General features: G+C 73.1%; 1 protein-coding gene. It reads right to left on the reverse strand.

All coding sequences use genetic code 11. The features are described from left to right. The coding region (locus tag ABFX50_RS51145; protein WP_428834751.1) for a hypothetical protein at positions 1 to 287 on the reverse strand (287 nt) is incomplete at its 3' end. Positions 288 to 528 lie beyond the last annotated feature (241 nt).

Below are 528 nucleotides of genomic sequence, written 5' to 3' on the forward strand. Positions count from 1 at the left end.
TGCCGCTCGGCGCCGTCGTGCCGCAGCCCGACGGCCGCGCTCACCGAGCTGCCGGTGGTGCTGTGCCCGCCGCTCGCGGCCATCCGCACGACGGTCTGGTGCAGGCAGGAGGCGAGGGCCGCGGCGTAGAGGTCCTCGGGCGCCCACCCGCCGCCCCGGCCGCCAAGGTGCGCGGGCAGGCCGATGGGCAGCTCGCCCGCCTCGGCGCCGTCGACCACCACCCCGGCCTCGGCTGCGGTGGCGATCGAGGTGTGCAGTTCGGCGGCGGTCATGCCTGCGCTGGTCATGCGTCGCTCCCTCCGTGTGGTGCGCGCGGGTTACCCCGTCCAGCGATGATCGCAACCGTGCGTCATGCCACCCGTGTGCGAGTTGCACCAACCGGACGGTCGGTTACGGTGAGGTTGCGGACGGTTCAGCCCAGCAGCCGTTTTCCCGGTTGGGTGAGCGCTGCCCTCTCCGTAGTGGCACCTCTGCGCCCAGCCGTGCTCGCCAGCCGACCGGCAACCGAGAGGTGCACCCGTGAAGATC

The organism is Nonomuraea recticatena (assembly GCF_039533245.1).
GTDB classification, from domain to species: Bacteria; Actinomycetota; Actinomycetes; order Streptosporangiales; family Streptosporangiaceae; genus Nonomuraea; species Nonomuraea roseola.